This window comes from Tabrizicola sp. (assembly GCF_022842145.1).
Taxonomy (GTDB): domain Bacteria; phylum Pseudomonadota; class Alphaproteobacteria; order Rhodobacterales; family Rhodobacteraceae; genus Tabrizicola.
This window is the reverse complement of record NZ_JALHQD010000002.1, coordinates 114,169-133,431: the sequence shown is the minus strand read 5'-3', so window position 1 is coordinate 133,431 and position 19,263 is coordinate 114,169. Positions and strand designations below refer to the sequence as shown.

22 protein-coding genes and 1 other RNA gene are annotated in these 19,263 nt (G+C 64.8%); 10 read left to right on the top strand and 13 right to left on the bottom strand.

Going from position 1 to position 19,263, the window contains the following annotated elements; translation table 11 throughout:
• Positions 1-3: 3 nt before the first annotated feature.
• From Q0C42_RS05670 to Q0C42_RS05645, 6 genes are all read left to right on the top strand, one after another.
• A complete protein-coding gene (locus tag Q0C42_RS05670) occupies positions 4-972 on the top strand; it encodes a type II secretion system F family protein (protein ID WP_295073236.1) in 969 nt (322 codons plus the stop codon).
• 7 nt (positions 973-979) lie between these two features.
• Complete coding sequence (locus Q0C42_RS05665) at positions 980-1,963, top strand: type II secretion system F family protein (RefSeq protein ID WP_295073234.1); 984 nt, start codon at positions 980-982, stop codon at positions 1,961-1,963.
• Between the two features lie 28 nt (positions 1,964-1,991).
• Complete coding sequence (locus Q0C42_RS05660; RefSeq protein WP_295074319.1) at positions 1,992-2,534, top strand: tetratricopeptide repeat protein; 543 nt, start codon at positions 1,992-1,994, stop codon at positions 2,532-2,534.
• A gap of 38 nt (positions 2,535-2,572) precedes the next feature.
• A complete protein-coding gene (locus Q0C42_RS05655) occupies positions 2,573-3,430 on the top strand; it encodes a tetratricopeptide repeat protein (protein WP_295073231.1) in 858 nt (285 codons plus the stop codon).
• On the top strand, positions 3,431-3,925 hold the full coding sequence (locus tag Q0C42_RS05650) for a prepilin peptidase (protein WP_295073229.1): 495 nt from the start codon (positions 3,431-3,433) through the stop codon (positions 3,923-3,925).
• A 63-nt stretch (positions 3,926-3,988) separates the two neighbouring features.
• Positions 3,989-5,305, top strand: a complete 1,317-nt coding sequence (locus tag Q0C42_RS05645; protein WP_295073227.1) for an ATPase — start codon at positions 3,989-3,991, stop codon at positions 5,303-5,305.
• A gap of 33 nt (positions 5,306-5,338) precedes the next feature.
• On the opposite strand, the gene Q0C42_RS05640 is transcribed toward Q0C42_RS05645, so the two are convergent.
• Positions 5,339-5,884: a 5-formyltetrahydrofolate cyclo-ligase gene (locus tag Q0C42_RS05640; protein ID WP_295073225.1), complete on the bottom strand. Its 546-nt coding sequence runs from the start codon at positions 5,882-5,884 to the stop codon at positions 5,339-5,341.
• Entirely contained in the window at positions 5,881-7,248 is a 1,368-nt protein-coding gene (gene mgtE, locus Q0C42_RS05635) for a magnesium transporter (protein ID WP_295073222.1), read from the bottom strand. Before mgtE ends, Q0C42_RS05640 begins: the two co-directional genes overlap by 4 nt.
• Before the next feature lie 175 nt (positions 7,249-7,423).
• Here mgtE and guaD point away from each other — a divergent pair, with 175 nt between their 5' ends.
• Positions 7,424-8,704 carry a guanine deaminase gene (gene guaD, locus Q0C42_RS05630; protein WP_295073219.1) on the top strand — a complete coding sequence of 427 codons (1,281 nt, stop codon included), beginning with the start codon at positions 7,424-7,426 and terminating at the stop codon, positions 8,702-8,704.
• A gap of 284 nt (positions 8,705-8,988) precedes the next feature.
• Here the strand turns inward: guaD and Q0C42_RS05625 are convergent, their stop codons facing one another.
• The 4 genes from Q0C42_RS05625 to Q0C42_RS05610 form a co-directional block, all read right to left on the bottom strand.
• Positions 8,989-9,306, bottom strand: a complete 318-nt coding sequence (locus Q0C42_RS05625; RefSeq protein WP_295073216.1) for a ribonuclease E inhibitor RraB — start codon at positions 9,304-9,306, stop codon at positions 8,989-8,991.
• Positions 9,307-9,484: 178 nt separating this feature from the next.
• Entirely contained in the window at positions 9,485-10,825 is a 1,341-nt protein-coding gene (locus Q0C42_RS05620; protein ID WP_295073213.1) for an 8-oxoguanine deaminase, read from the bottom strand.
• A gap of 117 nt (positions 10,826-10,942) precedes the next feature.
• Positions 10,943-11,740, bottom strand: a complete 798-nt coding sequence (locus Q0C42_RS05615; protein ID WP_295073210.1) for an inositol monophosphatase family protein — start codon at positions 11,738-11,740, stop codon at positions 10,943-10,945.
• 87 nt (positions 11,741-11,827) lie between these two features.
• Complete coding sequence (locus tag Q0C42_RS05610; RefSeq protein ID WP_295073207.1) at positions 11,828-12,190, bottom strand: helix-turn-helix transcriptional regulator; 363 nt, start codon at positions 12,188-12,190, stop codon at positions 11,828-11,830.
• 369 nt (positions 12,191-12,559) lie between these two features.
• On the opposite strand from Q0C42_RS05610, the gene Q0C42_RS05605 reads away from it, so the two are divergent.
• Positions 12,560-13,531, top strand: coding sequence for an NADPH:quinone oxidoreductase family protein (locus Q0C42_RS05605; protein WP_295073203.1), 972 nt, complete (start codon positions 12,560-12,562; stop codon positions 13,529-13,531).
• Here Q0C42_RS05605 and Q0C42_RS05600 read toward each other — a convergent pair.
• Positions 13,519-14,370 carry a LysR family transcriptional regulator gene (locus Q0C42_RS05600; protein ID WP_295073200.1) on the bottom strand — a complete coding sequence of 284 codons (852 nt, stop codon included), beginning with the start codon at positions 14,368-14,370 and terminating at the stop codon, positions 13,519-13,521. The two genes, Q0C42_RS05605 and Q0C42_RS05600, sit on opposite strands and share 13 nt — an antisense overlap.
• Before the next feature lie 125 nt (positions 14,371-14,495).
• Between Q0C42_RS05600 and Q0C42_RS05595 the strand changes: the two genes are divergently transcribed.
• Together Q0C42_RS05595 and Q0C42_RS05590 are read left to right on the top strand one after the other, a co-directional pair.
• On the top strand, positions 14,496-14,717 hold the full coding sequence (locus tag Q0C42_RS05595; RefSeq protein ID WP_295073198.1) for a DUF1127 domain-containing protein: 222 nt from the start codon (positions 14,496-14,498) through the stop codon (positions 14,715-14,717).
• 130 nt (positions 14,718-14,847) lie between these two features.
• Positions 14,848-15,582, top strand: coding sequence for a Bax inhibitor-1/YccA family protein (locus Q0C42_RS05590; RefSeq protein WP_295073195.1), 735 nt, complete (start codon positions 14,848-14,850; stop codon positions 15,580-15,582).
• A gap of 58 nt (positions 15,583-15,640) precedes the next feature.
• Here the strand turns inward: Q0C42_RS05590 and Q0C42_RS05585 are convergent, their stop codons facing one another.
• The 6 genes from Q0C42_RS05585 to Q0C42_RS05560 all read right to left on the bottom strand — a co-directional run bounded on the left by Q0C42_RS05585 (position 15,641) and on the right by Q0C42_RS05560 (position 19,242).
• Entirely contained in the window at positions 15,641-16,156 is a 516-nt protein-coding gene (locus Q0C42_RS05585) for a GNAT family N-acetyltransferase (RefSeq protein ID WP_295073192.1), read from the bottom strand.
• Between the two features lie 46 nt (positions 16,157-16,202).
• Positions 16,203-16,895: a VIT1/CCC1 transporter family protein gene (locus Q0C42_RS05580; RefSeq protein ID WP_295073189.1), complete on the bottom strand. Its 693-nt coding sequence runs from the start codon at positions 16,893-16,895 to the stop codon at positions 16,203-16,205.
• Between the two features lie 152 nt (positions 16,896-17,047).
• Positions 17,048-17,215, bottom strand: a complete 168-nt coding sequence (gene rpmG / locus Q0C42_RS05575) for a 50S ribosomal protein L33 (RefSeq protein ID WP_135448918.1) — start codon at positions 17,213-17,215, stop codon at positions 17,048-17,050.
• Positions 17,216-17,383: 168 nt separating this feature from the next.
• Positions 17,384-17,810, bottom strand: an RNA gene (rnpB, locus tag Q0C42_RS05570) — RNase P RNA component class A.
• An 11-nt stretch (positions 17,811-17,821) separates the two neighbouring features.
• Positions 17,822-18,487, bottom strand: coding sequence for an N-acetylmuramoyl-L-alanine amidase (locus Q0C42_RS05565; protein ID WP_295073186.1), 666 nt, complete (start codon positions 18,485-18,487; stop codon positions 17,822-17,824).
• The gene (locus Q0C42_RS05560; RefSeq protein WP_295073184.1) at positions 18,484-19,242 is read right to left on the bottom strand and encodes a hypothetical protein; all 759 of its coding nucleotides are present in this window, start codon (positions 19,240-19,242) and stop codon (positions 18,484-18,486) included. Before Q0C42_RS05560 ends, Q0C42_RS05565 begins: the two co-directional genes overlap by 4 nt.
• Positions 19,243-19,263: the final 21 nt, after the last annotated feature.

Genomic DNA, 19,263 nt, shown 5'->3' with positions numbered 1-19,263 from the left:
GCCATGGAAATCAGCGCAGCACCCCTGATCTATATCATGATCTTCGTGGCGGTCGTCGTGATCGTCAACGGTATCTATCTGATTGTCTTTGGTAAATCCATCAGCCTGAACAGCCGGGTCAGCCGCCGCCTGACGCTGCTGGAAAAGAATGCCAACCGTGAACAGGTCCTGGAACAGCTCCGCAAGGAGATGAACCAGCACCTGAACGCGAAGAACATTCCGCTCTACTCCATGCTGGCCAAGAAGGCGCAGCGGGCAAACATCGCGTTCTCGCCGCAGGCTCTCATCGGCCTCATGGCAGTCCTCTCGGTCTTTGCCTTCCTGATGCTTTCGGTCTTCACCGCGGCCGAGACCGGCCTGCGCGTCGCCCTTGGTATCGCGATGGGCATCGGCGGCGTCTTCACCTGGGTCAACCGCACGGCCAAGAAGCGGATGAGCCTTCTGGAAGAGCAGTTGCCCGACTCCATTGAACTGATGGTCCGCAGCTTGCGCGTCGGCCACCCGTTCTCGACCGCCATCGGCATCGTCGCCAAGGAAATCCCCGATCCCCTGGGCTCCGAATTCGGTGTCATCGCCGATGAAGCCGCCTACGGCCGCGACGTGTCGGAATCGCTGAAAGCCTTCGCCGAACGCATGGACAGCCAGGACCTTCGCTTCCTCGCCGTCGCCGTGTCGATCCAGCAGCAATCAGGCGGCAACCTCGCCGAAATCCTCGAAGGTCTCGCCAAGGTCGTCCGTGCCCGCTTCAAGCTCTTCCGCCGCGTCGCCGCCATCACGGCCGAGGCGAAGTGGTCCGGCATGTTCCTGTCGGGCTTCCCGATCGCAGCCCTGGTCATGATCAACGTGGTGCAGCCGGACTATTACGACGAAGTCAAGGAAACCACCGCCTACATTCCGGCCGCTCTCTTCGTCATCACCTTCCTCATCATCAACATCATCTACATGAAGGTGATGACCAACATCAAAGTGTAGGTCGAACATGGACTTCCTTTCCAACTTCATGACCGGACTGACCGAGCGTTTCGGCCCGATGGCACCGCTTCTGGCGGTGGGTCTCCTGGGCCTCCTGCTGATCCTCCTGGCGCTGCCGGTGGTGATGAAGCGCCAGCGCGACCGCTTCCGCGAGCTGAAGGATCAGGTTCCGAAGGCCGGGGCCGACAAGAAGCGCGCGCTCCGCAAGGTCGAGCGCATCGACAAGCTGGAAAAGTTCGCCCAGTTCCTGGAACCGCAGAAGAAGGAAGAGCTGTCGGCCGCAAAGCTGAACATGCTCCGCGCCGGCTATACCGGCAAGAACGCGGTGCGGATGTTCCACGCCATCCAGTTCCTGACGGCGATCCTGTTCCTGATCGGTGGTCTGATCGTCGCCCTGATCAAGTCGATGTCGCAGGAAATGTCCGGCATGGACCTTCTGATGCACAGCCTTCTGCCCTGCGCCATCGGCTACTATGTCCCGCGGTACTGGGTGAACAAGCGAGTCGAAAAGCGCAAGACCGAGATCATCCAGGGCTTCCCCGATGCGCTTGACCTGATGCTGGTCTGCGTCGAGGCCGGCCAGTCGCTGGACCAGTCGATCATCCGCGTCGGCAAGGAAAGCCGCGCTGGCTACCCCGCGCTGGCCGACGAATTCGACCTGATCGCGCAAGAGGTCAAGGCGGGCAAAGAGAGGACCTCGGTCCTGAAGGACATGGCCGAACGAGTGGGCATCCCCGACGTCGCCTCTTTCGTGACCACGATCATCCAGTCCGCCACTTTCGGTACCTCGGTCGCCGATGCGCTGCGGGTCTATTCCGCCGACATGCGGGACAAGCGCATCATGCGGGCGGAAGAGAAAGCCAACATGTTGCCGACGAAACTGACGCTTGGCACAATGCTGTTTACAGTTCCGCCCCTTCTGGTCATTCTCATCGGGCCTTCCGTCTACGGAATGGTGACAATGATGGGCGAGCTTGCGGGCAGCCTCTAAAACGGGAAACGATTTGCGCCACGCGGCCATACTGACCGTCTGCGCCCTGTTGCTGGCCGGCTGTACGCCGGCCGGTGGCGTTTCCAGAAACAGTCCTTTTGGCATAGATGCCCGCGGTGACGCGGTCGATGGCATGACCGTGGGCCATCGTCTGATGGAAGCCGGCGAACACGAACTCGCCCTCAAGGCCTATCTGCGCGGTGCCGGTGAAACGGGTATCAGCGCCGATGTGCTGTCCTCGATCGGGTCGGCCAATCTTGCGCTCGGGCGCCTGGGCCAGGCCGAGAAGATTCTGAACCGCGCGCTCGAGCTGGATCCGAACTTCGTCCCGGCGATCAACAATCTTGGTGTCGTCATGATGGAGCAGGACAAGACCGGCGAAGCCCGGGTGCTGTTCCAGAAAGCCTTCGCGCTGGATAGTGGCGAAACGGACTCGATCCGCGAAAATCTGATGCTCGCTATCGCCCGGAGTGAAGCGAGTGTGTATGATCCCGAACAAGAAGAAGAAAAAGGCGGGTTCCGTCTGGTCCGGCAGGAAAAAGGCAAATTCGTACTCCTGTCCGATCTCTAGGCGGTGCTCTGAGCAGTCAACAAAAAAGGACGCTTAACATGCGCCATCCGGTTTTTGCATTGCTGTGCCTTGGCGGCACGGTTGCCCTGTCTGCCTGTCAGAAAGACTCTGACGCACAGGTGCAGCGGGCTCTCAAGGACGTCAACGTCATCGACGAGACCAATCTCAACGACGTCATGCTGACCGTCGCCGACCCGAACGAAGCGGTCAGCTACTTCACTCGTACCCTCGAAGAGAACCCCGACCGCATCGACGTGATGCGCGGTCTGGCGCGGTCGCTGGTGCGGGCGCAGAAGCCGACCGAAGCCGCCCAGGTTTGGCGCAGTGCGGTCGCCCATACCGACGCCACCCCGGAAGACCGCGTCATGCTGGCCGATGCGCTGATCCGCTCGAACCAGTGGCCCGAAGCCAAGGCCGAGCTGAACCTGATCCCGCCCACGCACGAAAGCTTCGACCGCTACCGGCTGGAAGCGATGGTGGCCGACAGTGACAAGAACTGGAAGAAGGCCGACAGCTTCTACGAAATCGCAGCCGGCCTGACCACCAAGCCAGCCGGGGTTCTGAACAACTGGGGCTTCTCCAAGCTGACGCGCGGCGAACATTCCGGTGCGGAAAAGCTGTTCATGGAAGCGCTGACCTACGATCCCGCGCTTTTCACCGCCAAGAACAACCTCGTGCTCGCCCGTGCGGCACAGCGCAAGTATGACCTCCCCGTCGTTCGAATGACCCAGACCGAACGCGCCGAGCTCCTGTATTCGATGGGCCTTGCGGCGATCAAGCAGGGGGACGTCTCGGTCGGCAAGGGTCTCTTGAACCAGGCAGTCGAAACCCATCCCAAGCATTTCGAAGCTGCCGTCCGCAGCCTTGAAGCACTTGATGCCAATGTGAAGATGTAAATGCTTGAACCCAGTGATGCACTGATCCTTCTCGTCCCGGTTCTGCCGATTGCGATCTGGGCCGCCGCCTCCGACTTGAAGCGGATGAAGATTCCGAACACGGCCGTCCTGGCGATGGCTGCGATCTGGCCGCTCGTCGGCTGGTATCTGGTGCCTTGGGAATCCTGGCTCTGGGGCTTTGCCATCATGGCCGTGGTCTTCGTGGCGGGTTTCCTGCTTTACCTGACCGGCACCTTTGGCGCCGGCGATGCCAAGTACAGCGCCGCGATGGCGGGCCTTTTCGTTGGTGGCAACATCGGCGAAATCCTCTTGATCACCTTCGTCTCGATGATCGGGTCGCTGCTCCTGCACCGCATTCTGCGCAGCCTCTCCTTCGTCCGCAACGCGACGCCCGATTGGGAAAGCTGGAACCGGAAGCGCTTCTTCCCCTTCGGCCTGGCGCTGTCCTGCATCGTGGTCTTCTACCTTCTTGCCGCCATCTGGCCACAGGGCTGACACAAGTTACGTTTACGACTCAAATCGAAGCAGTTTGCTACGATTGTCCACGGAGCTTGACCTATGAACGCTGAAGCACCGGTGTCCGGCGTCCAACCGCCGCCCTCGCCCCGTTCGCTCGCCGATACGGGGCTGTCCACCGTCATGATGCGGGACATCCTGCTGAAGACGATGTTCCGCACCAACCAGGATCAGGTCACGGCGCTTTCAAAGGCGATCAGCATGCCGGTCCCGCTGACGCAGGAACTCGTAGACCTTGCCCGGACCCAGAAGCTTCTGACCGCCACCGGCACCATGCACGCCACCTCTGGCGGCGAGATGGGATACGAGCTGACCGACGCCGGCAAGGCGCGCGCCTTGGACGCGCTGTCGCAGTCGGAATACTACGGCGCAATGCCGGTGCCGCTGGACCAGTATTCGGTGCAGATCAAGCGCCAATCCGTGCGCGACATCCGGCTGAACCGCGAACAGCTGATGTCCGGGATGGGCCACCTGATCCTGCCCCCGGACCTGATCGACAACCTCGGCCCCGCCGTGACCTCGGGCCGTTCGATCCTTCTCTACGGCCCGCCCGGCAACGGTAAATCCTCGATCAGCCACGGTATCCGCGCGGCCCTTGGCGACAAGGTCTACGTCCCCCGCGCGATCGAGTATTCCGGCCAGATCATCAGCGTCTACGACCCCATCGTGCATTCGGCCGCTGAATCCGCCGTGGACGACCCGAACTCGCTCCGCCGCACCTCGAACCGCTTCGACAACCGCTACGTCTTCTGCGAGCGTCCCTCGGTGATCACCGGCGGTGAACTCAGCCTTGACATGCTGGATCTGAACTACAACCCCACGTCCCGCACCTACCAGGCTCCCCTCCAGCTGAAGGCCACCGGCGGCATCTTCATCATCGACGACCTTGGCCGTCAGGCCGAACCGCCGCAGAAGATCGTCAACCGCTGGATCGTGCCGCTGGAAGAAAGCCGCGACATCCTTGCCCTGCAATCGGGCGAGAAGTTCACCGTGCCCTTCGACACGCTGGTCATCTTCTCGACCAACTTCCACCCGAACCAGATCTTCGACGGCGCGGCCCTGCGGCGTATCTTCTTCAAGATCAAGATCGACGGCCCCAGCCAGGAAAACTTCCTGAAGATCTTCGCGATGGTCGCCCGCAAGAAGAAGATGCCGCTGGACGAAACCGCGCTCATGCACCTGATGAAGGTCAAGTTCCCGACCATCGCCAACAACTACGCGAACTATCAGCCGGTCTACCTGATCGACCAGATGATCGCCGTCTGCGACTTCGAGAACATTCCCTACCAGATGACGCCCGAGCTTATCGACCGTGCCTGGAGCAACATGTTCGTCCGGCAGGAAGAAATCGACCACTGATCCAAAGGCCGAATTCCTTGCGAATTTCGGGCGTCACGCGAAAACCGTGACGCCCTTTTCCGTGACCACCGCATCCAGCCGCTGGTCGAACGCGTCCGTCGGCACCGCGTCCACCTCCTGCGCCGAGAAGGCAAACCCCACCGCCAGCACCGGCCCCCGCGCCCGCAGAAGCTCCAGCGTCCGGTCGTAGAACCCCCCGCCATAGCCCAGCCGGTAGCCCCGCGCGTCGTAGGCCAGCATCGGCACGATCAGCACCTCGGGCTCGACCCAGGCCCCCTCCTCCGGCACCAGCGCCTTGAACGCACCCTCCACCAGTCGGCACCCCGGCGACCACTCCCTGAACCGCAGCGGCGCGGCCTTGGCCACGATCACCGGCACCCCCACGGGCCCCTGATGCGCCGCCATCGCGGGCAAGGGATCGACCTCCGACCGCATCGGCATGTAGCCCGCCAGCACGCGCCCCCGCTGGCTCGCGAGATAATCCGCCAGGATCTCCGCCGCCTGCCCCTGCCCCGCCGCAAAAGCCTCGGCCCGTCGCGCGAAGGCCTGTGCCCGCGCCAAAGTCTTGATATCGTTCATGTCAGCATCACCGTCGCCAGCCCCAGAAAGGCAAAGAACCCCATCACATCCGTAAGGGTCGTCACGAAAGTCCCGCTCGCCAAAGCCGGGTCCAGCCCCATCCGCTCCAGCGTCAGCGGCACCAGCACACCGCCCAGCGCGGCCACGATCTGGTTCACGACCATCGCCAGCCCCAGCACCAGGCCCAGGTGCCAGTCACCGAAGATCAGCACCCCCGCCACCCCCAGGATCAGCGCCAGGCTGACCCCGTTCATCACCCCGGCAAGCAATTCGCGCCGCACCACCCGCCCCGCGTTGGCCCGCGTCAGGTCCCGCGTCGCCAGCGCCCGGACCGCCACCGCCAGGGACTGCGTCCCCGCGATCCCGCCCGTGGACGCCACGATCGGCATCAGCGCCGCCAAAGCCACGATCTGCGTGATCGTCGCCTCGAACCGGCTGATGACCAGCGCCGACAAGGACGCCGTGAAAAGGTTGATCACCAGCCAGGGCAGCCGCTGCCTCACCGTGTCGATCGGCCCGTCGCTGACATCGGCCTCGTCGCCCACGCCCGCCAGTCGCAGCATGTCCTCCTCGTGCTCCTCGTCCAGCACGTTCATCGCGTCGTCGATGGTGATCACGCCCACCAGCCGACCCGAGCCGTCCACCACCGGGCAGGAAATCAGGTGATACTGGTTGAAGATATAGGCGACGTCCGCCTCTTCATCCGTCGCCGCCACGGTGCGGAAACTGTCCTCGGTGATCGCCTTCAGCGCCACATCCCGGCCGGACGACAAGACCCGTCCCAGGGTCGCATAGCCCACCGGAGTCATCCGCGGATCAACCAGGATCACATGGTAGAACTGGTCCGGCAGATGCTCTGCACCCCGCAGGAAATCAATGGCTTCGCCGACAGTCCAGTGCTCCGGCGCCACCACCAGCTCGCGCTGCATCAGACGCCCGGCGGAATGTTCCGGCCAGGCCAGCGCCTGTTCCACCGCCACCCGGTCGGCGGCCAGCATCGCCCCCAGAAGGCGGCCCTGGTCGGCAGCTTCCAGATCCTCGACGATGTCGACAAGGTCGTCCGAGTCCAGCTCGCTCAGCGCCTCCGCAACCACATGATCCGGCAGCGCATCCAGAACCTCTTCGCGGATCGCATCGCTGATTTCCGACAGCACCTCGCCATCGATGACCGCCGAGCCCATCGCAAGAAGCGCTTCACGGTCGGAATCGCTGACCTGTTCCAGAAGGTCGGCCACATCCGCCGGGTGGACTGGCTGCAGCAACGCCTCCACCCGCGCCGTGTCACCTGCGCGCGCAGCATCGATCGCCGCTTCCATCAGTGCGGCGTGCAGTTCTGGCGTTGTCCTGACCATGATTTCCGCCATGCGCGCCTCCCTGCCTGCTGCCGACCTTAGGCCGCTTGCGGGACAACCGCAAAGGCCGTTGCCCCACCCCCGCGCCTTCGCGCTTTTGCGAAACAGTTTCAAGCCGTGTTCTGAAGCTGAAAAATTTACCACGGGCGGGAAACCCTTTACGCTGCCCGCGTTGGGGGGATGCCGCATGACCGAACTGATCCTGGGCCAGGTGCTAAGCTACGCGGGCGACCCGTTCGCCGCAGGGCTTTCCGCCGCCCGCGTCCTCACCCAGGGCGCCGTCGCCATCGACGGCTCCCACATCACCGCCGTTGGAGAGGCTGGCGATCTTCGCGCCCGCTACCCGCAGGCGCGCATCCACGACCACGGCGCAAAACTCATCTCCGCCGGCTTCATCGACGCCCACGTCCACTACCCCCAGACCGCCATCATCGCCTCCTGGGGCAAGCGGCTGATCGACTGGCTGAACAGCTATACCTTCCCCGAGGAAATGCGCTTCAGTGATCCCGCCTACGCGGCCGAGATCGCGAACCGCTACCTCGACCTCGTTCTCGCCCGCGGCACCACCACCGTCTCCACCTACGCGACGATCCATCCCGCCAGCGTGGACGCCATCTTCACCGCCGCCCAGACCCGCGGGATGCGTCTTTTCGCCGGCAAGACCTGCATGGACCGCAATGCCCCGGAAGGCCTCCGCGATACGGCCCGGTCAGCCTACGACGACAGCAAGGCGCTTTTGGAAAAGTGGCACGGTCGGGACCGCCTTTCCTATGTCATCACCCCGCGTTTCTCGCCGACATCCACTCCCGAACAGCTTCAGGCCCTCGGCGCCCTCTGGCGCGAATACCCCGACTGCCTGATGCAGACCCACCTCTCCGAACAGACCGACGAGATTGCCTGGGTGAAGGACCTGTTCCCCCAGTCCCGCGACTACCTCGACACCTACGAAGCCCAGGGCCTCCTCCGCGAAGGTGCCGTCTACGGCCACGCCATCCACCTGACCGACCGCGAGCGTGCCCGCCTGATCGAGACCGGGGCCTCCCTCGTCCACTGTCCGACCTCGAATACCTTCATCGGCTCCGGCCTCTTCGACATGACCCTCGCGAATAGCCTCCGCGTCGGTCTGGCCACCGACACGGGCGGCGGCTCCAACTTCTCGATGCTGCACACGATGGCCGCCGCCTATGAGGTCGCCCAGCTGCGCGGCCAGTCGCTCCATCCCGCGCAGCTCTGGTGGCTTGCCACGCAAGGGTCCGCCCGCGCGCTGCACTGCGAAGACAGGATCGGCAACCTTGTCACGGGACTGGAAGCCGACCTCGTCGTCATCGACCTCGCCTCCACCCCCGCCATCGAACAGGCCACCCGCCGGGCCGAAGACCTCTGGCAAGAGCTTTTCCCCACCATCATGATGGGCGACGACCGCGCCGTGGCCGAAGTCTGGGTGGGGGGCAAGCGACTGCCAGGCTGACCGCAAGCCCTTTCACCTGGATCCAAATATCCCCGCCGGAGGCACCTCCGAGCCGGTTGAGCCGCAGGCTCAGAGGCGAGACAAAAGGCGCGCGCCGAAGGCGCTCAATATGATGACCACGCCCACCCGCGGACCACCGGGCAGCTTGTCGCGCCAGATCCGCGCGCCCTTCGCGAAGCGGGGACGGCCCTGAACGCACCCATCGCAAAGGTTAACCCCAGCCTAACGCCCGCGGCCAACCTGTTGATTTCAAACAGACCAAGATGCGTGCCACGCGCGGGCGGTTACTCGGCCAACTCCCAGCCGTCGGGGTAGAAGTCGTGCTTCAATGCGACCGTCGTCGAGATCCGCTCGTACTTCCAGATCTCCTCGGCGGTGACCGGAATCGGTCCGATCGACGCGACCAGCGTCTCGCCGTCCTTCAACCGCCGGGTCTGGAACCCCTCCATCCGCAAGGCCCGCTCCAAGGCCGGCCACGAGGCATCCGTCTCCTCGATGAAGAAGGAATACTCCACCACCGCCGTCTTCGGCAGGCTGATCCCCTTCGACTGCCGGAAGGTATCGTAGGTCTCGCGACGCTGGGTTTCGAAATTGTGGTCCATGACGGGTCTCCCTGCCCGCCTTCTACCTTACTCGGCGCGGGTACAGAAGCCCATTAGCCGGCAGGGTCAAAGCAAGGGACAGCGTCAGGACGGCCAGGCGCATCGAAGTCTCTGCATCCGGGATGCCCCGACCGTGCCGCCGTTCCACGCGCGGCGGAAGGGCGGGGAAAACCCGACGCTACCCGGCCAGCGCCAGGGCAAGGCGGCGCTGGCGCTCCAGAACCAGAGGCAGGTCCAGCGTTGTCATCTGGCCGTCGCGCACTACCTGCCGCCCCTCGACGATCAGGCCACGCACACGCGTCGGCCCGCACAGCACCAGGGACGCCACCGGGTCCCAGCTTCCCGCCACCTCGACGCCGCGCATATCCCAGATCGCGAGGTCCGCCCGCTTGCCCGGCATGATTGACCCCAGGTCGTCGCGGCCCAGGACCTGCGCTCCGCCCAGGGTCGCGATCTCCAGCACTTCCCGCGCGCTCATCGCATCGGCCCCCCGCGCCACACGTTGAAGAAGCAGCGCCATCCGCGCTTCGGCGACCAGGTTGCCGGCGTCGTTGGAGGCCGAACCATCCACCCCAAGCCCCACCGGAACCCCGGCGTCCCGCATCGCCCGCACCGGAGCGATCCCGGAACCGAGTCTACAATTCGAACATGGGCAATGGGAGACACCGGTCCGTGTCCGGCTAAAAAGGTCAATTTCCGAACTATCCAGCTTCACGCTGTGCGCATGCCAGACATCAGGTCCCGTCCAGCCCAGGTCCTCGGCATACTGTCCGGGGCGACAGCCGAACTGCGCCAGGGAATAGGCGACGTCTTCGTCATTCTCGGCCAGATGGGTGTGCAGCATGACCCGCTTGTCGCGCGCCAACAGGGCGGCATCCCGCATCAGCTCGCGGCTGACCGAGAAGGGCGAGCAGGGCGCCAGCCCTACCCGCACCATCGCCCCGGGCTTCGGATCGTGGAAACGATCGACCACACGGATCATGTCCTCGAGAATCGCCGCCTCTTTCTCGACCAGGCTGTCAGGCGGCAAACCTCCGGCGCTTTCGCCGATGCTCATCGCCCCCCGCGTCGGATGAAAGCGCAGGCCAACCTCACCGGCGGCCGCGATGGTGTCATCCAGCCGCGCGCCGTTGGGGTAAAGATAGAGGTGGTCCGACGTCATCGTGCAGCCCGACAGCGCCAGTTCGGCCAACCCGACCTGGGCCGAAGTGAATATCTCCTCGGGTCCGAAGCGCGACCAGATCGGATAGAGCGTCTTCAGCCAGCCAAACAGCAGTGCATCCTGCCCGCCCGGCACCGCGCGGGTCAGGGTCTGGTAGAGGTGATGGTGCGTGTTCACCAACCCCGGAGTCACCACGCAGCCGGTCGCGTCGATCACCTCGGCCTCGGCGGCGGCTAGGCCGGTCCCGACGGCAAGGATCACCCCGTCCCTGATATAGACATCACCCCGCGCAATCTCGGCGCGGCGGGCGTTCATCGTGACCACGACATCGGCATTGCGGATCAGGGTATCGGACATGGGTGCACCTTTGCACCCTTCGGCCCGGCACCATGCCCGGAGACCGCCCGTCAGAAGGGAGAAGGACACGCGCGGCGACGGCAGTATAACGGGGTCGGGTTCCCTCGGAAAGCGGCCTCAGCCGTTCAAGAGCGCCATCGCTTCGGCATGCAGTTCCCGGCAGGATGCTGCAACGATCTGCCCACCTTCAAGCGCCGGGCGTCCCTGCCAATCGGTCACGATGCCGCCCGCAGCCTCGATCACCGCGATGGGGGCCTGCACGTCATATGCCTGCAACCCCGCCTCGATCACCAGGTCGATTTGGCCCGCCGCCACCAGCGCATAGGCGTAGCAGTCGGTCCCGTAACGCACCAGCTTTGCCCCCGCCGCCACACGCCGGAAGGCCGCGCCTTCTGCAGGGGTGCCGACCTCGGGGAAGGTGGAAAACAGGATCGCCTGCGACAACGGCCGTGGCGCGCGTACCGACAGCACAGCCTCGCCCATCGGCCCGTTCACCAGAGAGCGGCCCAGGCCGCCCTCGAACCGTTCACGGATATAGGGCTGGTCGATGATGCCATAAAGCACGCCCTGGGCATCGCGGACCGAGATCAGCACGCCCCAAGTCGGTGTGCCGGAAAGATAGCCTCGCGTGCCGTCGATGGGGTCCAGGACCCAGGTGAGGCCCGACGTTCCTGCGCGCGCGCCGAACTCCTCGCCCAGGATACCGTCCTGGGGACGGCGCCGGGCAAGGACTTCGCGCATGCGTTCTTCGGACAAGCGGTCGGCGGCTGTCACCGGGTCGAAGCGTTCGGTTTCCTTGGTTTCGGCCGCGAGATCCCGCGTCCGGAAGTACGACAACGTGGCGACCCGCGCCACATCCGCCAATTCATGCGCCGTTGCGATAAGCTCGGACGCCAAACCCGTGGAAACCCGCATCCTGTCCCTCATGGCCTGCCGGACCGCAATAGAGGGGTCCGTCCCCGGGCGCGCTAAACGCCCAAGGGGACGAGGTCAAGGCACCTTTCAGGCCGCTTCGGATAGAACCCGGGCCAGATCGAACAGACGGCGGCGCTGTGCCTCCGGGATCGCGTAGTACGAGCGGACCAGCTCCAGAGCTTCCTTGTCGGACATCATGTCGCCATATGCGTAACCAGCGGCGACCTGACCGTCACCCAGGCCTTCGAAGAAGAACGAGATCTGCACGCCCAGTGCGTCGGCCACGTCCCACAGGCGGGAGGCGCTGACACGGTTCATGCCGGTCTCATACTTCTGGATCTGCTGGAACTTGATACCTACCTTGTCAGCCAGCTGCTGCTGGGTCATGCCCACCATCCAACGACGGTGACGGATGCGCTTGCCTACATGGGCGTCTACGGGATGCTTCATTCTATACTCCAAAAACGTGTGTCCGTTCCCCTCGGTGTTGTATAAGCAAATATCGTGCCAAGATTGGCCGGATGGAAGAAGTTAACGAAAAAAATCTGCCGCGAGCCAAAACCTGTCCTTTTGGATATGTCCAATTGCACAAGCGTATAACACACGGTGCGGTTGTCCTTACCTGCCCGCAAGAGCAGCAGAGCCGAATCAGCACTCGCCCTATAGTGGTATCGCATTTCGCGTTGCATTTTGCATACGCGCTTGGGCGCTCATTGCATTTTGCGAAAAACTTGATCATTCCATTGCAAGAAACTGTACACCGGATAAAACCCTTACACTGTAGGTAGTAGAAACAACGGGGGGCCAAAGGGGACAATTATGCGCGCCTGGCAAGTCCTTGAATATGGCGGCAACCCTATCCTGTCCGATATTCCTGCGCCAATACCCGTTAAAGGCGAACTTGTTCTGCGGGTGGAAGCAGTAGGGCTCAACTTCGCGGATATGCTCGCAATTCAGGGCAGATACCAGGTGCGGCAGGTTCCTCCCTTCGTATCGGGGATGGAACTGTCCGGCGTTGTCGAAAGCCTTGGTCCGGGCACGACAGGGCCCGCGCCCGGCACGGCGGTGCTTGCCACCTGTCCCGCTGGCGCCCTGGCTGATCGCATCCGCCTGCCCGCGGACAGGGTCAACCCGTTCCCAACGGTCATGACCTTCGCCGAGGCGGCGGGGTTTCCCATTGCCTACGGCACCTCGCACCTTGCACTGACCCACAAGGCCAGGTTGCAGCCCGGAGAGACGCTTTTTGTCACCGGCGCTGCCGGGGGCGTCGGCATGACCGCGGTCGAGATCGGTCAGCTTCTTGGCGCGCGGGTCATCGCTTCGGCGCGGGGCCAGGCTCGCCTTGAAGTGGTGCGCGCGGCTGGCGCGGAGCTGCTGATCGACAGCGAGGCACCTGATCTGAAGGACCGGCTGAAGGCGGAAGGCGGGGTGGACGTCGTCTATGATACGGTGGGCGGTCCGGCCTTCGATGCAGCCCTGCGGGCCTGCAAGCCCGACGGACGGCTTCTGGCGATCGGCTTTGCCTCGGGCGAGGTGCCGCAGATCCCCGCGAACATCCTTCTGGTCAAGAACCTGACCGTCTCGGGCTTCTGGTACGGCGGATACGAAAGCCACGCGCCGGACCTTGTGTCTGCCAGCATGGCCGAGCTTCTGCTCTGGCGGGCCGAGGGCCGGCTTAAGCCGCATGTCAGCCACATCCTGCCGTTCGAGTCCTTCCCAGAGGGTCTGGCGCTTCTGAAAGACCGCAAGGCCACCGGGAAGGTCGTGATCCGCGTCGGTCAAGAACCGTAGGCGCAGCGCAGTTCGCTGACCAAAAGGTCCATCGCCTCGTCCGACCGGCGGCTGCCGCGGTACAGTCCCAGTTTCATGTTGCCGACAGCGGGCAACTGGTTTTCCCCACTGATCGGGGCCATGCCCTCGGGAATGCTGCCCACCATCCGCACCGAGACGGCAAGGTCCGCCGCGACCGTCGCTTCGACCGCCTGCTCGCTTTCGCCGCCGGTTGCCATCTCCCAGGGAACGCCCGCCCCCTCAAGCACCGCCTGCGCGCGCGGGCGGAAGATGCAGGTGTCCTTGAAGCCCAGACGCAGCGGCCGTCGCTGCCAGGCGTTGCCGTCCGGCGCACCCACCCAGACCAGGTCGCGGGTCGACAGCACCTCAGCACCGGCATCAGGAGTCTCTTCCGTCGTCAGCATCACATCGAAGGCGCCACGGGCAAAGTCCTGCTTCATCAGCACGGTGAACGAGGAGACAAGGTTGATCCGCACCCGCGGGTAGGCCTGCGCCATGCGACGCAGGATGCCGGGGATCGCCGGATAGACCACGTCATGCGGCACGCCCAGCCGGATCTCGCCCTGGCAGCAGGTCGCCGCCAGTTGCGACAGCGCCTCGTCGTTCAGCGCCAGCATGCGCTTGCCGTAGGACCGAAGCTGTTCACCCTCGGGCGACAGCGCCAGCTTGCGGGCCGCGCGCAGGAACAACGTCATCCCCAGCGCCTCTTCCAGCCGCTTGATCTGCATCGAGACCGCCGACTGGGTCAGGTTCAGATAACCCGCCGCCCGCGTCACGCCGCCGACATCGGCCACCGTGACGAACGAACGGAGCGAGGCAAGGTCAAGGTTCCGGGGCATATCACAGATCCTGATGGTTCAGTTCACAATCATTCGTTTCCATCATGCAGCGGAACGCGGCATTGTTCAAGCATCCTGATGCAACCCCACTGGCCCATCACCAAAGCAGATGAAGGAGACCCGCCATGCCGACACTCCGCCTTACCCTCCCGCTCGCCCTTTTCCGTCCCTCCGCCCTGGCCCGCCTCCCCGCCCTCATTCTGGCGGCCGAGGCCCTTGCCCGGTCGCGCCGCTCACTTGGCCGGCTTGACGACCACACCCTGCGCGACATCGGCCTGACCCGGGCCGAAGCCGAATCCGAGGCAAGGAGGTCCGCCTGGGACGCGCCGGTGCATTGGAAGGGCTGAAACCTTTACAGATTCGCCATTTCTCTGCGGTCAAGGTGCTTGAAATGCTGTATAGGGTTCCCAATATTCTGTGCACGAGGTCGCGCCGGTCCCCCCGGCGTTGCCCTTAGGGACAACATCGGAGGCTTCTATGGCTCAGTTTGATACGGTCCGCGGCGTAGGCGTTGGTGCCCGCGCGCAGATCGATGAAGGGCTTCGCGCCCACATGAACAAGGTCTACGGACTGATGTCCGTGGCAATGCTGGTGACGTTCGGCGTCGCTTGGGCCGTCGGCTCGTCCGACGCGCTCCTGTCCATCTTCCGCACGCCGGAAGGCGGGATGACGATCCTTGGCTGGGTCGCGATGTTCGCGCCGCTGGCCCTCGTCTTCGCATTCGGCGCGCTGATCAACCGGCTCTCCGCGGCTGGCGCACAGCTGTTCTTCTACGTTTTCGCCGCCGCGATGGGACTTTCCATCGCCTGGATCTTCAAGGCCTTCACCGGCGTCTCGGTCGCGCAGACCTTCCTCGTGACCTCGATCGCCTTCGCGGGCCTGTCGCTCTATGGCTACGTCACCAAGCGTGACCTCAGCGGCATGGGCACCTTCCTGATGATGGGTCTGATCGGCCTGATCGTCGCCTCGATCGTGAACATCTTCCTCGGCTCCGGCGCCTTGGCCTTCGCGATCTCGGTGATCGGTCTTCTGATCTTCGCGGCCCTCACCGCTTTCGACACCCAGCGCATCAAGACGGACTACATCGCCCATGCGCAGTCGATGGATCAGGAATGGCTCGCCAAGTCCGCGATCATGGGCGCGCTGAACCTGTACCTGAACTTCATCAACATGTTCATGTTCCTGCTGCAGTTCATGGGCAACCGCGAATAAGCTGGCAGACCATCATGACGAAAGGGCCGGGGGAAACCCCGGCCCTTTTCATTTCGGCTCAGGCCGGACGCAGATCGATCAGCATCCGCATCACCGGAAAGCTGATGCCAGGCCCCAGCAGCAGTTCCTGCGCGTGCATGTTGCGAAAGCCCAGCGCCTGATAGAACGGCACCGCCGTCCGCGTTGACAGGCAGTCCAGCCAGCGCACGCCTGCCTCCCGCGCCTCCTGCATTACGCGCATCATGACCATCCGCCCCACACCCTGCCGGGCCACATCGGGGTCTGTCGCCACATGGCGCACATGGCCGGTGTCCGCGACAGCCGACCGCCCCGCAGGGTTGCGCCGGGACCAGCCGCCTGCCCCCAAGATGCGTCCCTGCGGACCTTCGGCGACGAAGTAGCGGCCCGAGGACAAAAGCTCCGGCTGCGCCCTGGCAAAACGTGGGACGGCAAGCACCAGCGCAGATGGCGGATAATCCGCGGCAAGAAGTCGGGGATAGCTGCGGCCCAAAAGCCGGTCGATCCCGTCCAGATCGGTCAGAGCAGCGCGGCGAAGGGTGATGGTCTGGTCCATGCCCGGAAATGATGGGGCGGATCCGGGGAAAGGAAAGGCTGACCTCTCAGACCACCGCCCCGAAAACCCGGCCCACGGCCCAGGTCACCGCCATCGCCACCGCGCCCCAGAAGGTGACGCGAAGGACCGCACGCGGGATTCTTGCGCCCCCGGCGCGCGCGCCGACAGCGCCCAAGAGCGCCAGGAACAGAAGCGACAGGCCGGTGACCCATAGCGCAAGCTGCGGCTCGGGTGCCAGCGCCGCCGCCGCCAGGGGCAGCGCCGCCCCCACCGCAAAAGTCAGGGCCGAGGCCCCGGCGGCCACCAGCGGTCGCGCCTCGGAATGCTCGAAGATCCCCAGCTCGTCGCGCACATGCGCCGCCAGCGGGTCTTTGGCGTGCAGCGCCTCGGCTACCTGCCGCGCAAGTTCCGGCGGAACGCCCCGGTCCTCGTAGATGCCGGCCAGTGCGCGCAACTCCTCTTCAGGGTCGGCCGCGATCTCGGCCCGCTCGCGCACGATATCCGCAGCCTCGGTATCCGACTGCGACGAGACGCTGACATATTCCCCTGCGGCCATCGACAGCGCCCCGGCCGCCAGTCCTGCGGCCCCGGCCACCATCACCTCGGCTCGGCCCGAGGCCGCCGCGACGCCCACGATCAGCGAGGCGGTCGAGACGATCCCGTCGTTGGCCCCCAGCACAGCCGCCCGTAGCCAGCCCACGCGCGCGACATAGTGTTCCTCGCGATGATTGCGTTCCATGACCGGACCTCCATGCTGGTCCCGTCCTCTGCCGCATCCGCCGTTCCGTCAAGACAAAGCGACCAGGTCCCCGTCAGCGCACGCTTACCCCGCAACGGAAAAGGGCCGCGTCCCAGCGGACACGGCCCTTGATCCTTCCAAGAGGCGCGATCTTACTTGATCTTGCCTTCCTTGTATTCGACATGCTCCCGCTTGACGGGATCGTACTTCTTGATGACCATCTTTTCGGTCATCGTACGGGCGTTCTTCTTGGTCACGTAGAAGTGGCCGGTGCCCGCGGTCGAGTTCAGGCGAATCTTGATGGTGGCGGGCTTTGCCATGGTCGTTTCCTCTGCATCGGGGAATCCGTATCCCCCGGTGAAATCCTTGAAGCCCGCCTTTTATCTGCGCGGGCGGCAGAGTCAACCGCGAAAGCGCACCGTTCCTGGGCCGGGATTCTTCCTGACGGGTCCGGGGCCGGGCGTTCGGTCCGCCAGATGGATTCAAAGATGCGCGGAGAGCCTGTAAGCCGGATTTTGTCCAAGGAGTTGCCCCCTCTGGATGACCATTCCTCTGCCAACCGCGTTACCGCGGCGGTCAAGCTGCCAACCCGGGCCTCTCGGGCGTTGGCATCCCTGCGGGCGGTCTCGGTTTCCCGACCGGCCCCCGCGCGAGGCCCCTATTTGGCATTGCTCCGGGTGGGGCTTGCCGTGCCGTCCTTGTCGCCAAGTCCGCGGTGGGCTCTTACCCCACCGTTTCACCATCACCACGCCAAGCCGAAGGCGAACCTTCTCAAACGACGTGGCAGTCTCTTCTCTGTGGCGCTTTCCCTGGGGTTACCCCCGCCGGGCGTTACCCGGCACCCTTGCCAACGGGAGTCCGGACTTTCCTCGGGTTGCGCCTTGCGACGTTCCCCGCGGCCATCCAGCCCTCCGCGCCCGGCCGAGTTAGGCGTCGCGCGACCGTCCGTCAACAGCAAAGCGGCCAAGACCGGCCGCAAGGGCCCGGTCCGTGTCGTCCAGCGGCCCGCTGGCCCAGGGCCGGAAGCGCAGGCGGAAGGCCGCCAGCAGGCTCTCGGGCGGGGCATCGGGATAGCCGAAGGCGCGCAGGTCGGCATGGGCGTCACCGGGCGGCCCCGGTTCCGGCCAGACTGCCAGCCCCTGCAGCGCCAGCCGCCGCCAGTCGAAATGTGCCCCCGGGTCGCCCTTCCGGTCCGGGGCCATGTCGCTGTGTCCGATCACCGCCTCAGGTCCCAGGCCGTGCCGTGCCAGGACCCCGGTCAAAAGCCGCTCCAAGGCCTGCATCTGCGGCTCGGAGAAAGGCTCCCGCCCCGTGTTGGCCAGTTCGATCCCGATGGAGCGTGAATTGACGTCCCCCGCGCCGGCCCACTCCCCGGCGCCCGCGTGCCAGGCCCGCTGGGCCTCCTCCACCAGGGACAGGACCGTGCCGTCCCCGTCGATCAGGTAATGGCACGACACCTCGGCCGCCGGGTCGCAAAGCCGCTCCAGCGCGGCGGCGCAGGAGGGCATTGCGGTATAGTGCAACACGACAAGTTCGATCCGGCCCCTGCCCCGCCGCTCGCCAAAGTTCGGCGAGGGATGGCTCAGGGTCACTGCAGGGCGGTGCGGAACGGGCGCGGGTCCCAGGCGCAGGCAAAGCCGTCGCCATCCGGGTCGACGCCCATCCGGTCGCGGTCCGGACCACCCTTGGCCAGGAATTCCTGCTGTGCCTGATCAGGCGATGCGAATCTGGCGCAGGCCGAATTCACATCGCGGATGCCCAGGCCCGAGCGCTTGAACATCTGCACGCCGGGCGCATGCTTGGTGGCCAGCGCGAACTCGACGATGTTCGGTCCGGTGTCGCCCGGACGCGCCGGCAGGTCTTTCGGCTGGACCAGGACATACTCCGCCCGGTTCCGCGCGATCCGCTCGGCGTCGCTTTCGATGGTCTCGCGGGCCGCGACGGCGTCAAAGTCCTGCTCGTCCGAGATGCCCGTCTGGTTGGGCGTAACCTCGCCCGATTCTTCCTTGATCCCCGCCGGAGCGCCACCGCGAGGCCGGTTCGTGCTGTCCGACCCGGCCGTTGCAACCGGCAACGGGGTCGGCGTCACCGCCGGCAATGCGCCCGCAACCGGAGCCACGCCCTGCGCCCGATCGATCGCCGCCGCGGCAGCAGCCGGATCGAAGGCCCCACCCGGCGGCGGCACCATCACCGGCGCACCCGCAGGGGCCGGGGCCGCACCACGAACATAGGAGTTGTAGTCCTGGAAACCCACACCGGCACCGGAGTCGGTGGTCGTGGGCGTGCAGGCGGCCATCATAAGCGCAGCAAGGGCTGCGCCAACGGCGGGAAGATAGGTACGGCTCATCACTGCCTCGAAGGGTGCGTT